This is a genomic window from Rhizobium jaguaris (genome assembly GCF_003627755.1).
GTDB lineage: Bacteria > Pseudomonadota > Alphaproteobacteria > Rhizobiales > Rhizobiaceae > Rhizobium > Rhizobium jaguaris.
Genome location: NZ_CP032694.1, coordinates 4,308,596 through 4,322,750, shown reverse-complemented (window position 1 = coordinate 4,322,750; position 14,155 = coordinate 4,308,596). Strand labels below are relative to the sequence as shown.

The window sequence follows — 14,155 nt, the reverse complement described above, 5'->3', positions numbered from 1 at the left end:
AAGCATGGCATCCGTCGAACTGCACAATATTCACAAAGCCTATGGCGCGCTGCCGGTCATCCATGATGTCTCGCTGGCGATCGGCGATGGCGAGTTCATTGCCCTTGTCGGCCCGTCCGGCTGCGGGAAGTCGACCCTGTTGCGCATGATCGCCGGCCTCGAGGAAATCACCGACGGCGATGTGTCGATCGGCGGCCAGGTGGTCAATGCGTTGACGCCGCGCGAGCGCAACATCGCCATGGTTTTCCAGTCCTACGCGCTTTATCCGCATATGACGGTCGCGCAGAACATGGGCTTCAATCTGAAACTGTCGGGAGAGACCAAGCAGGTGATCGAGCAGCGGGTCAACGAGGCCGCGCGCATGCTCGACCTTACCAAACTGCTCGACCGCAAGCCGGCGCAGCTGTCCGGCGGCCAGCGTCAGCGTGTTGCCATGGGCCGCGCCGTCGTGCGCAATCCGGCGGTCTTCCTGTTCGACGAGCCCTTGTCGAACCTCGACGCGAAACTGCGCGTGCAGATGCGCTCGGAGATCAAGGCGCTGCATCAGAAGGTGCAGACGACCTCGATCTATGTCACGCACGACCAGATCGAAGCGATGACGCTTGCCGACCGCATCGTCGTGCTGAACCAGGGGAAGATCGAGCAGCAGGGCACGCCGATCGAGCTTTACCGCCGGCCCGCCAACCTCTTCGTCGCCGGGTTCATCGGCTCGCCGGCGATGAATTTTCTTGATGGCGTGGCAGATGGCGTCGACGGCTCACCGGCCGTACGGCTGAAGGATGGCACGCAGGTGCGCATTGCGAGCGCGCGCAAAGTGAAACCCGGCCAGAACGTCAAGATCGGACTTCGGCCGGAACATCTCAGTTTGACGGGCGATGGCTCGGCGCTCACCGGCCAGACCTTGCTGGTCGAACCAACAGGCGCGCAGACCCACGTGCTCTTCGAGCTTGCCGGCGAACAGGTGACGGCCGTTGTCGACGGCGAAGCCCCGGTTCGCTATGGCGAGCAATTGAAAGTCACCGTCAATGCCGATCAGGTCTATGTTTTCGATAGCGGAAGCGGTTTGGCGCTTTAAGCGTCAATATTGATGGCGTCGACGTTTATGGCGTCGACCCGGTCGGGGTAGAAGGCCATGTAGTCCTTGATCTGGCTGACGGAGGCATAGGGATTTTCGTAGGTCCAGATCGCGTTCACCGAACGCTCGCCGCCGGCTGGAATGCTGTAATAGGAGCAATCACCCTTATAGGGGCAATAGGTGGCGTGGTCGGTCCTCTGAAGCGCAGACATGTCGACATCCTTGCGCGGCACATAAATGACGGCAGGATAGGTGGCTTCCTTCAGGGACAGCGCTTCACGCGTATCGGCGATGACCTTGCCGGCGACCGAAACGGTGACATGGGCCTGCTTGTTCTCGATCGCGATGGGATGATCGGGACCGGGAATCTTGACCAGCTTTTCGGACATTCTTGCTCTCCTCGGCTTTGGTGACGATCTCAGCTCAAAAGCATATAGGAAGCATCCTGCCGATTATCAGGTCCTATGGCACCCGCGTTTTCGACGCGCCCCAGCGCAAGCCGTCCATCAGCAGCCGGACGAGGCGGCGGGAGCGGTCATGCCACTCCGGTGAATTGGGCATGGAATAGGTGCCGGACAGCGCCTGCAGCACATCGGTGCTGTCGACGTCGGTGCGGATGGAGCCATCGGCCATTGCCCGTTCGATCAGGCCGCTGAGCGCGATCGGCACCTTGCCGTAGCTGTCGGCGAAGAGTGTGGAATTGCTGTTGAAAAGGATGCGCAGGCTGTCGGACATGCCGCGCTTGGTGGCGATGTAGCCGACGAAGCGGTGCATCCATTCTTCCAACGCTTGATCCGGCGCGCGCTCGCGTGAAAGCTCCTCGGCTGCGTTGCAGAGCGCTTCCACCTCGTGGCGATAGACGACTTCGACCAGATGTTCGCGAGTCGGAAAATGACGGTAGAGCGTACCGACCCCGACGCCGGCGCGCCGCGCGATGTCTTCGAGCGAGGCGGCGGTTCCGTGGCTGGCGAAGGCTTCGGCCGCGACTTCGACAAGCTTGTCACGATTGCGCCGTGCATCCGCGCGTAGGGTTTTAGCGCCTGTCGGCGTGTCGTCCTTCAGCTTTGACGATGGCCTGGAAGCCAATTTTCGCTCCATGCGGATTGCGACTTGACGATGTCGAACAAGTCTCCAGGATTATAAACGGAGGCGCCTCCGCTTAATCTTGAGTACCACAGGATTGTTATCTCATAAAGGGCCAGGACGCCATTGCTGTCTGACTGGGGGATCAACGACGGCAAAAACGCGGTCTACCCCGGCGTTTCCTATAAGCCGCACGCGCCGGCGAAAGCGCCATAGACCTATTACCCGGCGCCGGTTCGACCAAGTTAAGTTGGCAGTGCCGTTCAAACAGTTGCAACATCCCGCCGCTTTACGCGGCGGGTCTATCCAGTACCAGGCCCGCGTCTCCGTCTAAGCGTGCGCGTGGGGATGATGAACGTCCCAGACTGCCCACAGCGATACGACAGCAACGAGCACACCGAGAACGACGTTCGTCCATCTCGCGCTTGTATCAGCAGCAAAGCCAAGCAGCCATGGAGACGCAATCAACCATAGACCGACCACTAGATTTGCCCATTCTTCCCATTCGGCAAAAACCGAGAGCGCCGCAGTGGCCAACGCAGCCAGCACGACGGCAACGATCCACGCGTTCCAGCTGGGTATTGTCTCAGCTGTAAAGCCGAAGATCCACGGGGAGATGAACAAACATATTGCCAGGACCAGCGTTGCCCAATCCTGGGGCCTTTTTCCTTCCATCAGAGTGATTGCCATAACAACCTCCTCCCACTTATGAAGCCTTACCACGGCTTCATCTCGCGTGAACTTCACGCTACAGTATGTAAGTAGTTGCGACAGGATTTGATTCAAGATAGGTGCGAAGGGCACGCCGGTTATGATGTCTAGAATCTCGGCTGCATCATGCCCAATCAGGTTCATTAATGTCTGTGGGCGGCCATTCTTCTGCTCAGAAGACCGCATCTCAATGTACAGATTCCCGCATCATTGACCAATGCTTGGAATGAATTTTAAGGTGGGAAGCATATGCCGGGGGATCTGCCAAATATTCATAGAAATATTACATGGAAAACATCCTCTGATCACAACCAATTTGTAGAGCTGAATATGATTGCAAAATGCAATCGTATCAGGCGGTGTGGACGAATTTGAGCAAGATGAAGTCTGCTGTGAGTGCGACAACGGATGCGAAATTTGGCTTCGTCTTCTCGCATTATAGGGTGACTTGTTTCAAGCGTTTGAGCCTGCCGACGGCTTGTTCGATGGGGCATATCCAAGAGGACATGTTGCAAAGATCGGGATCCACTCGATCCCTGAGCCTTGCACCAACGCCGTCGGGAACCAGAAATCGTAGTCTCAAGCGTTGCCGCCGTACCGATTCCGCCGAAACTGACCTCGCCGCTTACGTGAGAATATGTTGATGGAAAGATCTCCGCTCAATGCTCTGAGCGAGGGGTTTTCCCGGTTGGCGGCAAGTTGGGCGGGTCAATTGAGCACCATTGCAGCAGCTAAAGGCAATTTGCATAGGAATATTAACATCCGCGATATGGGGGAAGAATGGTGTTGAATAAGGTCATGATCCGCGCCACGTTGGCGTCTTGTGTTCTCAGTGGACTGATTACGGCGGTGTCCCTGCTGGCCCCGTCGACAGCTTCGGCTGCCCAAATGCAACCTTGCGCCAGAGAGGGCGAAATCTGCCGCCTGCCTTATCCCGCCGAGGTCGTCTACGGAGCAGAGGGATACACCACATCGCGGTTCATAAATCGTCCGAGTGTGCCGTGTTCGAATGATGTTTTCGGTGATCCGGCTCCAGGGGTCCACAAGAGCTGCTATATCGTCAGCCGTGATCGCGGCGGCGATGGCGACAATGGTTACCGCGGTGACGATGGTGACGGCGGTGACCGCCGTTACGGCCATCGTCCTGCCCATTGGCGTCCATGCGCGAGCGAGAACGGCTTCTGCGATTTCGACGGCCGGAAGCGCGTGCGCTATGGGGCCGAAGGCCGCTTCACGGAAGACGTCTTCGAGGATGGTGTGGACTGCGACAACGACACCTTCGGCGATCCGGCACCGGGTATACCGAAGCGCTGCTACATCCAGGACTGACCTCCCCCGCACTTGTCAACGTTTTCTATTCGATCGGGTTGTTGTCCATCTACTTTTCCAACATTCCGCCGGCAGAACGGCACGGCTCTGTGATGCAAAGGAGCGCGCAAATGGCGGCAGTTGAAGGAAGACACACCGAGCGGTTCTGATCCGGCAAAAAACTTCATCATCTTTCAGGAAAAACAGCATGAAAAAGATCATCCTCGCTGTCGCCCTCGTTGGTGTACTCGCGTCATGTACGGCAACGGAAAAGGGCACGGCGATCGGCGCCGGCTCTGGCGCCGTCATCGGCGGCCTCGTGTCCCATAGTTGGGGCGGTGCGGCTATCGGTGCCGTTGCCGGCGGTGTGATCGGCAATCTGATCGGCCGCTCGCACGAGCACCGCGGCTATTGCATCTACCGCGACCGGTACGGTCGTCGCTATGAGGCCCGCTGCCGCTGATCGCTGATGCACTTTTGTGCCTGGCCCCTCATCCTAATCCTCTCCCCGCAAGCGGGGCGAGGGGACGACAGCGCAAAATAATCGGCCTCACTACACTACATGTACAGAAGCGGCGATGGGCATTGCAGGGCCCCCTCTCCCCGCACGGGCGGGGAGAGGGCTGGGGTGAGGGGCCAGGCAAACATGCGCGGCGCAATCAGGCTCGCCTGGCCATTCCCCACTTGATCACTCACCCCAGTGACAGGATCAATACATCGCGCGCCGGAACCTCCACGCGGCCGCCGCCATGCGTGGCCCCGATCGGCCAGACAGCCTTGCTCGCGCCGAGCGTCCCCAGTCCGACCGCCAATTCGACTTCCGTCATCTGTGTGGTGCGGGTCGGATTGACGAGCCAAAGGAAACTACCCTTTTCCCCCTGGTGGACACGGGCAAACAAAGCGGTATTGGAGAGACTCACGTGCCGCGCCTTGCCGCTCCAGCGGAAGAGCTCGGCAAAGAAGGCGCCATTTGCCCGGCCCTCGGTGCGGTAATAGGCGATGGAGGGATTGGTGCCGATCAGCAGGGTGCGGCCCTTGCCGAAGCGGTGTTCGACGACAGCCAGGCGTCCGTCGTCGAAATTGCCGCGGGCCGTGCCGCCGGCGAGCCTGTAGGACTGCAGCAGACCGCCGCCGTCGACCGCTGCGCTATCCAGCTTGAAATGGATGCGGTCGCCGATGTCGGGCATGAACTCGACCTCGTCTTCCAGAGCACCGAATACCTTGTCGAGGCCCATGTTCGGCTGGATGGTGCCGACATGACCGCGATCACCGAAATAGCCAGGGCAAGCCTCGGAAATCAGCGTGCCACCCTTTTCGACCCAGGCGGTCAGCCGCGCCGCCTGTTCGGCGGTGAACATGATTGGGTAGGGGAAATAGAGCAGGTCATAGGCGTCGATGTCATCGATATGCACCCAGTCCGGCTGCACGCCATTTTCGAGGAAGGCGCGGTAGGCGCCCCACATGGCTTCGGGATAAGGCTTTTCCTTGCGATCATAGCTCAGCAGATATTCGAATTCCTGCGTTTCCGGTACGACCAGAATGCCGATCTCGCCGCGCACAGGTTTCGCCTCCCAAAGGGCCGCCTGCGCCGGCTCGTTCGCCCATTTCGCCATGGCGCTTGCCATGTCGGAGCGCGACGTGCGCGAGCCGTCCATGGCGTAGGAGCCGAAAGCGCCGAAGAGCGGGCCGTCGAGCAGCGGCCGCCAGCGCAAATTGAGGATGCCGCGGGCGCCGCCGGCAAGCGAGGTCATGCTCCAGAGGCGGATATCCTCGGGATCGACGACGCGACCGTCTTGCTTGTCGCGGCCGATCACCTGCGGCTGCAGCCACAGCGGCCCGCCTTGACGTTCGGCATGCCAGAAGGGTTTGCCGCGCGCGGCGGCGCGGTTGATGTCGACGCCGTACCAGTTCTTCCAGGCTTCGCTGCCCTTGCGGGCCTGAACCCAGGTGAAGCCATAAACCTCCACCTTGGAAGCGGCCAGCCAATCGTCACAGCCGTTGGAAGCCATGATTGGGATCGCCCCGGAAATGCCGTGTGCGGCGATGACGTTTTTCTGGTCGACGGCGCGGATGGTGTCGATGCGCCACTGCATCTGATCATAGAAATTGTCGCGCTTGAACTTCAGCCAGTCGATGCACTCCGGATAGGGAGCCATGTGGACCGGCGGCTCGATATCATCCCATTCGGTGTAGCTGTAGCGATGCCAGGCGAGCGCCAGCGTTTTCAGGTCGCCGTATTTCTTCTCCAGCCATTTGCGGAAAGCGGCCTTGGCGTAGTCGCTGTAGTCGACATCGGCGGAATAGTTGCATTCGTTCCAGACGTCGTAGCCGTAGATCGCCGGATGGTCCTTGTAGCGGGTGGCGAGCGCAGTCAGGAAGCGGCCGGCGGCTTCCTTCACTTCCGGGCAGTTCAATGTCAGCGCACCGGCGCCGCCGCCATTGTTGGAAAAGCCGCCGGTCGCAGCCGAAACGCCCATATAGGAGCCGAGCTTGGAGCCATCGGCGTTGACTTGCAGGGCATGCTTGTATTTGCGCACGGCCCAATCCGGCACGGCATGGATGAGCTCAGCGATCATGGTCTTGATGCCGTTCTGCGCGGCGAGATCGAGCTGGCGGTCGTATTCCGCCCAGTCGTAGACGCCGGGCGCTACCTCGATCGCGCTCCACATGAACCAGTGTCGGAAGATGTTGAGCCCGTCCTCGCCGGCGACCTTGTAATCGCGCTCCCAATCGGCCTGCGGCGGATTGGACTTGCGGAAATAGACGGCTCCATAGGGAAGTTGAATATCGTTTCTGAGCATGGTCGGGTCCTTCTTCAATCGGTCTATCGGGCAAAGCTCCGCCGTCCGAAGATTGGCTTCGGCTCAGCAGCAATTGGTCTTGCGGGCGGTTGTTTCCTAAAGGAGGTTCCGGGTTAGGGCGGCGTCTCCTTGACCATCATCGCGTCCTCACGTCCGGTAGGGTTTCATCCAGCCGAGACCTTCGCTGGTGCCGGCCTTAGGTCTGTATTCACAGCCGACCCAGCCGTCATAGCCAAGGCGGTCGAGTTCGCTGAGGATGAAGCTGTAGTTGATTTCGCCCGTACCCGGTTCGTTGCGGCCCGGGTTGTCGGCGATCTGTACATGGGCGATGCGGTCCTTCAATCGCTCAAAGGTCCGGATCAGGTCGCCCTGCATGATCTGCATGTGGTAAAAATCATACTGGATATAGAGATTGTCGGAGCCGACCTTATCGAGGATGCGCTCGGCATGATCGGTGGTCGACAGGAAGAAGCCCGGCATGTCGCGGAGGTTGATCGGCTCGATCAGGAGTTTGATGCCGGCATCGGCCATCCGCGGCGCCGCATAGCGGAGATTATCGACCAGCACCCGTTCAAGCGTTTCGGGATCGGCACCTTTAGGAATAAGGCCGGAGATGACGTTCAGTCGTTTGCAATCGAGGACCGCCGCATAATCGAGCGCAGTGGCCACGCCGTCTCGAAACTCCTGCACGCGGTCAGGCAGGCAGGCTATGCCGCGCTCGCCGCCGGCCCAGTCGCCCGATGGTAGATTGAAGAGCACTTGCCTCAGGCCGTTGGCCTTCAAGGCATCTGCTACCTTTTCCTTCGGTTCGGCATAGGGGCCCAGATATTCGAGGCCTAGAAAGCCATCCTTCGCGGCAGCGGCAAAACGGTCGAGGAAAGGCAGATTCTGATAAAGGAAGGAGAGGTTGGCGGAAAATTTCGGCACGTATTTCATCCTCAGAGAGCGGGTGCGTTGAAGCGATGCCGGTGCAGCATGCGCTTGTCGCGCGGATCGGGGTTGGGAACGGCGGATATGAGGCTCTTGGTATAGGCCTCGTTCGGCGAGGTGCAAATCTGTTCGGCCTCACCAATTTCGACGATTCTGCCGCGATGCATGACAGCCACCCGATCGCAGAAATAGCGGATCACGGAAATGTCGTGCGAAATGAACAGGAAGCTGAGGTTCAGCCGCTGGCGGATATCGAGCAGAAGGTCGAGGATCTGGCTGCGGATGGAGACGTCGAGCGCAGAGGTCGCTTCGTCGGCGACGATGATCTTCGGGTCGAGTGCGAGGGCCCGGGCGATGCCGATGCGCTGGCGCTGGCCGCCGGAAAAGGCGTGCGGATAGCGCTCCATCATCATCGGGTCGAGGCCGACCAAGCGCATGAGTTCGCCAACGCGTGCCTCCAGCGCCTTGCCCTTGGCCAGGCCGTTGACGACAAGCGGATCACCGATCACCTCCTTCACCGTCAGGCGTGGATTGAGCGAGGCGAAGGGGTCTTGAAAAACCAGACGAACCTCGCGGTGAAAATGTCGGAGCTCGCGCTTGCCAAGTTTCGTAACGTTGATCTCCCGGCCGTCATGGCCGCGAAAGGTGACGGAACCGGAGGTAGGCTCGACGGTGCGCAGGATCAAACGGCCAAGCGTCGTCTTGCCTGAGCCGCTTTCGCCGACAATGCCGAGGTTTTCTCCGGGATGGAGGTCGAAACTGGCGTCGTCGACGGCGCGCAGCGGCTTCGAATTGCGCCCGGCCCAGCCGTAGACCTTCGAGAGATTGCGCACGGAAAGGATCGGCTGCGGGCTTTCGGCCGCCTTGGCGACGGCGGGAACCTTCCCCTCTTGGTGGTGCGTGAGCTTCAGCGTCGAGTTGAGCAGCTGCTTCGTGTAGGGATGCTTTGCTGCATGATAGATCGCATCGACCGGTCCACGCTCGACGATCCTGCCGAAGCGCATGACGGCGACCTCGTCGGCCACCTCCGCCACTACGCCCATGTCGTGGGTGATCAGGAGCATCGCCATGCCGCGGCTGACCTGCAGGCGCTTGATCAGGTCGAGAATTTCCGCCTGCGTTGTGACATCGAGTGCTGTCGTCGGCTCGTCGGCAATCAGGATATCGGGGTTGCCGGCCAAGGCCATGGCGATCATGGCGCGCTGGCGCATACCGCCGGAAAATTCGAACGTATAACGGTCGGCCATCTTCTGGGGATCGGGAATTTCCACTTGGGCAAGCAGCTCGATCGTCTTCTGCATGGCGGCGCGCTTGTCGAGATCGCTGTGCAGGCGGACCGCCTCGACGATCTGCGAGCCGATCGTATGCACCGGCGACAGCGAGCTCATCGGCTCCTGGAAGACCAGGCCGATGCGGCGGCCGCGAATGGCGCGCATCGGGCGGCTCGATGGGTTGAGCGCGGTGACGTCGGTGATCTCGGAGCCGTTGTGCAACAGGATTTGCCCGCCGACGATCTCGCCGGGCCTGTCGACGATGCGCAGCAGCGAACGCGCCGTCACGCTTTTGCCGGAACCGCTCTCGCCGACCAGGCATAGCGTCTGCCCGCGCTTCAGCTCGAAACTGACTTTTTCGACCGCGTGCAGGATATGGGTGCGCAATCGGAAATCGATCGACAGGTTTTCAACGGAAAGCACGACATCATCGGGAAGCATCGCCATGGTCTCCTCCTCAGTTGTCGTAGGGATCGGCCGCATCGCGCAGGCCGTCGCCGAAGAAGTTGAAGGACAGCACGGCGATGACGACAGCCAAGGCCGGCCAGATCAGCAGCCACGGCGCGGTGGCGACCGTGCGGATATTCTGGGCATCCTGCAGCAGCACGCCCCAACTGACGACCGGCGGCTTCAGGCCGATGCCGAGGAAGGAGAGCGACGTTTCGGCGACGATCATCGTCGGAACGGCAAGCGTCACGACCGCGAGGATGTGGCTCGTCAGCGACGGCAGGATATGGCGGAAGATCAGCCGCGCCTCGCTCGATCCGTCGAGGCGGGCGGCCGTGACGAAATCCTCGCTGCGGAGCGCCAGAAAGCGGCCGCGCACTTCCCGCGCCAAGCTCGTCCAACCGAGCAACGAGACGATCAAAGTGATGACGAAATAGACCGTCACCGGCGACCATGCGAGCGGGATGGCGGCGGCAAGGCCGAGCCAGAGCGGAATGGTCGGCATGGCGCTGACGACCTCGATGACGCGCTGGATCAGCGTATCCACCCAACCGCCGTAGAAACCGGAGATCGAGCCCAGCACCACACCGAGGATGAGCGAGACGGCGACCCCGACAAGACCGATCGACATGGAAACGCGCGTGCCGTAGATGAGCCGCGAGAAGACGTCGCGGCCGAGTCTGTCGGCGCCTAGCAGGTACATCGGGTCGTTGGGATTGATCGGCCCGATCAAATGCCGGTTCATCGGGATCAAGCCCCAGAGCTTGTAGGCGGGGCCTTTGACGAAGAAGCCGACCGGCACGACCTTTTTGTCATCGATGACGAAGGTGCGGCGCAGCGCCACCTTGTCGATGGCGATGGTGTACCCCTTGACGTGAAAATTGAACTCCCATCCGCCGTCTGGCTTGGCTGTAAAGAAACTCAGGCTTTGCGGTGGGGCGTAGGTGTATTGTGGCCGCGCCGTGTCGGGCAAAGCTGGCGCCAGGAATTCCGCGAACAAGCCGATGAGATAGAGGATCAGAATGATGATCCCGGCGGTGACGGCGACCTTCTGGCGGAAGAACTTGCCGGCGATCAGGCGCCACGGACCGACGGCGGCCGTCGACACCGTCTTGTTCTGCCGGAGCGGGCTGATCGAAGGGCCGTCGGCGAGGACGAGGACCGGCCCGGTCCCGCCCATCTTGGTTCCGCCGGTATTGCTTCCAAATGTCTCTTGCTTACCCATGACAGCCGCTCCTCAATTGAACCGGATGCGCGGGTCGAGCAGCGCAAGCAGCAAGTCGGAAACCAGCATGCCGACGAGCGTCAGGGCGCTGAGCAAGAGGATGAAGCTTCCCGCCAGATACATGTCCTGCGACACCAGCGCCCGAAAGAGCAGCGGGCCGGCAGTCGGCAGGTTCAGCACGATGGCGGTGATCGTCACGCCGGAGACGAGGTGCGGCAGCACCCAGCCGATCGCCGAGACGAAGGGATTGAGGGCGATGCGTACCGGATATTTGAGGATAACCTTGTATTCCGGCAGTCCCTTGGCGCGGGCGGTGATGACATAGGGCTTGTGCAGTTCGTCTGTCAGGTTGGCGCGCAGAATGCGGATCAGGGCCGCCGTTCCCGAGGCACCGATGATGATGATCGGGATCCAGAGATGGGCGAGGAAATCGCCGGCCTTGGCAAGGCTCCAGGGCGCGTCGGCAAATTCCGGCGAGTTCAGGCCGCCGACGCTCTGGCCGAGATATTTGTAGGCGACATACATCAGCGTCAGCGCCAGGATGAAGTTGGGCACGGCGAGGCCGATGAAACCGAGGAAGGTGAAGACATGATCGCTGACCGAATGACGGCGAACGGCGGAATAGATGCCGATCGGCAGCGATACGACCCAAACAAAGAGCAGGCTGAGGAGCGAAATCACAAGCGTCGAGCCCATACGCGCCCAGATCAGGCCGGCGACGGGCTGATTCCATTCGAAGGACCAGCCGAAATCTCCGCGGCTGACGATGCCCCAGATCCATTTCAGGTATTGTATGTAGAAAGGATCGTCGAAGCCGTAGATCTGCTTTAGCCGCTCGATCTGCGCGGGATCCACGGTCTGACCGCTGTCGCTCATGGTGGCGAGCATCGAGGTCAGGTAATCGCCGGGCGGCAATTGGATGATCAGGAACGAGATCAGCGACATGCCGATCAAGGTCGGTATCATGTAGAGAATGCGCTTGACGATATAGCCCAGCATCGGCCTGCTCCTCCCGTTGAAAGCGCCCTCCCCGGCGCTTCGTCGGATCACTGCTTGCCCCGGCCTTCAGGCCGGAGGCAAAGTCTCGAATTTATGTACTGAACCTCATTTCCAGGTCAGATGCACGACTTCCAGCCGGTCGATGCCAGGCACCTCCACCACTGCCCGGCCATCCCGGATGCTGAAGCCGGCGGCGCGGTCGGCAACCACGAGCCAGGCTTTTGCCACCGATTTACCCTCGGGAATTTCGAACGAAACCGTCTGGCTCGCCAGCGGGAAATTGTCGCGGATCGGTCCTTTCATCATCATCGGATTGGTGAGGTTGAAGAGGGAGAGCGCGACCCCTTCGGCATTCTCACGCAGCGCCAGATCGACGACCCCGGGGCCTTCCACGGTGACGCGCGGCGTCCTGCCGAGTGTCCAGCGCACGGCATTGGCAAGCAGCCGGGCATGGTCGACGGCCATGACTTCCCAGAATATCTCGCCGATGTTCCAGGGAATGTAGACAGAGCGGCCGCCATTACCGGTCTCGCGAGCGATGACGGCAGCCCCTCGCGGCCCCTCACGGGGATAGACCTCCTCCATCGGCAGATCCGGGAAATCCGGCACGTAGAGGAACGGGGTTTCGGCCTTGTCGGCGGCTTCGACGGCAATCAGATGCGTGCCGCCCATGATGCGGGCGGCGCCTTCATAGCCGGCATTGAGCGGATGCTCGCCGGCGAGCGCCACATAGGTGTTCTTGACGATGCCGCGCGGGCCGGCGACGAGCTTGGCGCCGAAAATGTCGGCGAGACCAAAGTCCGCTCGCTTCTTGCCGAATTCGTCGCGCAGCGACGTTTCATGCGCCGCAATGATGCTGCCGCCGCTTTTGACATAGGCGCGGATCGCGTCGTTCTGAGCATCCGAGAGACAGGAGGCATTGGCGAGGATGATCAACTTGAAGCGATCGAGGCTTTCCGCCGTCAGCACCTGATCGGAGAGAAGCTCGAATGGCAGCCTGGCCTCGACCAGGGCGTGATAGAAGCCGAGATCGTGTTTCTCCGCCTTCGACCGTTCCTCAGGCGCCCAGTGACGCAGGGTAGTCGATGGGTCTATGATGGCGATTTCGGCGGTAGGATGCATGCTTTCGATGACCGGCTCGACGGCGGCCTGCAGGGCGAAGGCATCGGCTACCGGCTCGACCCAACGCTCGTCGGGCACGACGCCGTTGAACTTGGTGAACCAAGCATAAAGGCCGTGCGCCGTGCCGTCATTGATCCAGAGCTGCATCTCCTCGCCGGAGGTGACGGCATCCTTCCAGCGATACTCCTCCTCAGGTCCAATCGAGGTGATCAGCACGACCGGGCGATCGGGGAAGGTGGCGCGGATGCGTTTGCCGTTACGCCCCGCCGACCAGCCGAGCTCCACCCCGCGGCGTCCTTGGTGGTCGACGACGAGGAAGGGGCAGTGCTTCGATATGACCGAAAGATCGAACTCCATCAGCGAGGCGCCGCCCATGTTGGGAATGAAGCTCGCATGCGGACGGATCGCCTTCACCGCATCGTCCCATTGGGCGATCATGTCGGTCAGCACCCGGCGGCGCCATTGCAGCCAGGCCTGCCAGGCCGGATCCTCGGCGTCGGCACTGTGCGGCAGGGCATGGCCGAACATGTCCTTGAAGCGGCGGGCACTGTCTTCGCTATAGTCGACGCCATGGCCCTGCCACCGGTTGGCGAAGACGGCGTCTATATCGTATTTGCGGACGATTTCCTTCACCACCTCGGGCATGAAGACGGTGTTGTAGTCGCCATAGGCGTTGGTAACCCAGACATCCGGATAGGCCCAGTGGCGGCGCGGCTTGCCGTCGGCGTCGATCATCACCCATTCCGGATGCGCCTTGGCCGCATCGTTATGGATCGCATGCGGATCGACGCGGGCCATGACGTGCATGTCGAGCTTGCGGGCAGCATCGACCAACGCCCCAAAGACGTCGCGATCGCCGAGAAACTTACTCACGTAGTGATAGGGCACGTCGCTTGGATAGTAGGCTATATAACCGCCTGCGCTAAGGCAGACCGCGTTGGATTTTGTGCGCTTGAAGACGTCGACCCAGAAGGCGGGATCGAATTTTTCCGGATCGTCCTCGGCAAGCGTCAACTGCGTCCAGCGGGTCGCGGTCTTGAACCAGTCCGTCGTTCTCAGCGTATCGGTATTCTGTTTCCTGGCGTCGAGCATCGGTTTTATCCAGTTCGCTAGGCATGATCCCGAAAAGTGTGAAACGGTTTTCGGACAAGATCATGCGACATCAAACGCCTAGAGCTTGCTC

12 protein-coding genes are annotated in these 14,155 nt (G+C 60.7%); 3 read left to right on the top strand and 9 right to left on the bottom strand.

The genetic code is table 11. The features are described from left to right. The first annotated feature begins 4 nt into the window (after window positions 1-4). The gene (locus CCGE525_RS21045; protein ID WP_120705988.1) at window positions 5-1,075 is read left to right on the top strand and encodes an ABC transporter ATP-binding protein; all 1,071 of its coding nucleotides are present in this window, start codon (window positions 5-7) and stop codon (window positions 1,073-1,075) included. On the opposite strand, the gene CCGE525_RS21040 is transcribed toward CCGE525_RS21045, so the two are convergent. The 3 genes from CCGE525_RS21040 to CCGE525_RS21030 form a co-directional block, all read right to left on the bottom strand. Further along, window positions 1,072-1,464, bottom strand: a complete 393-nt coding sequence (locus CCGE525_RS21040) for a DUF427 domain-containing protein (RefSeq protein WP_120705987.1) — start codon at window positions 1,462-1,464, stop codon at window positions 1,072-1,074. The two genes, CCGE525_RS21045 and CCGE525_RS21040, sit on opposite strands and share 4 nt — an antisense overlap. Window positions 1,465-1,537: 73 nt before the next feature. After that, window positions 1,538-2,173: a TetR/AcrR family transcriptional regulator gene (locus CCGE525_RS21035; RefSeq protein ID WP_120705986.1), complete on the bottom strand. Its 636-nt coding sequence runs from the start codon at window positions 2,171-2,173 to the stop codon at window positions 1,538-1,540. 315 nt (window positions 2,174-2,488) lie between these two features. Next, window positions 2,489-2,848, bottom strand: a complete 360-nt coding sequence (locus CCGE525_RS21030) for an SPW repeat protein (protein ID WP_120706533.1) — start codon at window positions 2,846-2,848, stop codon at window positions 2,489-2,491. A gap of 801 nt (window positions 2,849-3,649) precedes the next feature. On the opposite strand from CCGE525_RS21030, the gene CCGE525_RS21025 reads away from it, so the two are divergent. After that, window positions 3,650-4,198 (top strand): hypothetical protein, encoded by a 549-nt coding sequence (locus CCGE525_RS21025; RefSeq protein WP_342637429.1) that lies wholly within the window; start codon window positions 3,650-3,652, stop codon window positions 4,196-4,198. A 187-nt stretch (window positions 4,199-4,385) separates the two neighbouring features. After that, on the top strand, window positions 4,386-4,640 hold the full coding sequence (locus CCGE525_RS21020; protein ID WP_120705985.1) for a YMGG-like glycine zipper-containing protein: 255 nt from the start codon (window positions 4,386-4,388) through the stop codon (window positions 4,638-4,640). A gap of 229 nt (window positions 4,641-4,869) precedes the next feature. Here the strand turns inward: CCGE525_RS21020 and CCGE525_RS21015 are convergent, their stop codons facing one another. The 6 genes from CCGE525_RS21015 to CCGE525_RS20990 all read right to left on the bottom strand — a co-directional run bounded on the left by CCGE525_RS21015 (window position 4,870) and on the right by CCGE525_RS20990 (window position 14,064). After that, complete coding sequence (locus CCGE525_RS21015; protein ID WP_120706531.1) at window positions 4,870-6,978, bottom strand: beta-galactosidase; 2,109 nt, start codon at window positions 6,976-6,978, stop codon at window positions 4,870-4,872. 147 nt (window positions 6,979-7,125) lie between these two features. Then, window positions 7,126-7,905 (bottom strand): 2-oxo-tetronate isomerase, encoded by a 780-nt coding sequence (gene otnI / locus CCGE525_RS21010; protein ID WP_120706530.1) that lies wholly within the window; start codon window positions 7,903-7,905, stop codon window positions 7,126-7,128. Window positions 7,906-7,916: 11 nt separating this feature from the next. Then, window positions 7,917-9,626: an ABC transporter ATP-binding protein gene (locus tag CCGE525_RS21005; RefSeq protein WP_120705984.1), complete on the bottom strand. Its 1,710-nt coding sequence runs from the start codon at window positions 9,624-9,626 to the stop codon at window positions 7,917-7,919. Window positions 9,627-9,636: 10 nt separating this feature from the next. Next, window positions 9,637-10,851 (bottom strand): ABC transporter permease, encoded by a 1,215-nt coding sequence (locus CCGE525_RS21000; protein ID WP_414128265.1) that lies wholly within the window; start codon window positions 10,849-10,851, stop codon window positions 9,637-9,639. A gap of 12 nt (window positions 10,852-10,863) precedes the next feature. Continuing rightward, entirely contained in the window at window positions 10,864-11,850 is a 987-nt protein-coding gene (locus tag CCGE525_RS20995) for an ABC transporter permease (protein ID WP_120705983.1), read from the bottom strand. Between the two features lie 105 nt (window positions 11,851-11,955). Then, a complete protein-coding gene (locus tag CCGE525_RS20990; RefSeq protein WP_120705982.1) occupies window positions 11,956-14,064 on the bottom strand; it encodes an alpha-amylase family protein in 2,109 nt (702 codons plus the stop codon). Window positions 14,065-14,155: the final 91 nt, after the last annotated feature.

Coding starts and splice junctions, on each gene's coding strand:
- CCGE525_RS21045 (WP_120705988.1), top strand. CDS start 5: ATGGCATCCGTCGAACTGCACAATATTCACAAAGCCTATGGCGCGCTG.
- CCGE525_RS21040 (WP_120705987.1), bottom strand. CDS start 1,464: ATGTCCGAAAAGCTGGTCAAGATTCCCGGTCCCGATCATCCCATCGCG.
- CCGE525_RS21035 (WP_120705986.1), bottom strand. CDS start 2,173: ATGGAGCGAAAATTGGCTTCCAGGCCATCGTCAAAGCTGAAGGACGAC.
- CCGE525_RS21030 (WP_120706533.1), bottom strand. CDS start 2,848: ATGGCAATCACTCTGATGGAAGGAAAAAGGCCCCAGGATTGGGCAACG.
- CCGE525_RS21025 (WP_342637429.1), top strand. CDS start 3,650: ATGGTGTTGAATAAGGTCATGATCCGCGCCACGTTGGCGTCTTGTGTT.
- CCGE525_RS21020 (WP_120705985.1), top strand. CDS start 4,386: ATGAAAAAGATCATCCTCGCTGTCGCCCTCGTTGGTGTACTCGCGTCA.
- CCGE525_RS21015 (WP_120706531.1), bottom strand. CDS start 6,978: ATGCTCAGAAACGATATTCAACTTCCCTATGGAGCCGTCTATTTCCGC.
- CCGE525_RS21005 (WP_120705984.1), bottom strand. CDS start 9,626: ATGGCGATGCTTCCCGATGATGTCGTGCTTTCCGTTGAAAACCTGTCG.
- CCGE525_RS21000 (WP_414128265.1), bottom strand. CDS start 10,851: ATGGGTAAGCAAGAGACATTTGGAAGCAATACCGGCGGAACCAAGATG.
- CCGE525_RS20995 (WP_120705983.1), bottom strand. CDS start 11,850: ATGCTGGGCTATATCGTCAAGCGCATTCTCTACATGATACCGACCTTG.
- CCGE525_RS20990 (WP_120705982.1), bottom strand. CDS start 14,064: ATGCTCGACGCCAGGAAACAGAATACCGATACGCTGAGAACGACGGAC.